Consider the following 252-nt stretch of genomic DNA (forward strand, 5'->3'; position numbering starts at 1 on the left):
GTCCACGACAACGACGACGAAATCGTGTCGCCGATCTGGGTCGTCGTGAGCGTGCCGGGGTTCGAATGACTCCACGACGTGTCGTAGCGCACGTAGCGCCGGCGGTCGTCGTACAGATACGCGACGCCGGTGCTGCTGAATACGCCGTACGGGTCGAAATAGCGCGCCTCGCTCCAGACCGCGAGCGGCGCATGGGCGATGGTCTGCGCGTAGGCGTCGTAGTTCAGCACGAAGCCGCGGCCGGACGTGGCG

General features: G+C 66.3%; 1 pseudogene. It reads right to left on the bottom strand.

Annotated features, from left to right (window positions below):
• Window positions 1-252: pseudogene (locus tag SB816_RS33525) on the bottom strand (fimbrial biogenesis outer membrane usher protein); the annotation flags it as partial.

The organism is Achromobacter sp. SIMBA_011 (genome assembly GCF_046535435.1).
Taxonomy (GTDB): domain Bacteria; phylum Pseudomonadota; class Gammaproteobacteria; order Burkholderiales; family Burkholderiaceae_B; genus Achromobacter; species Achromobacter dolens.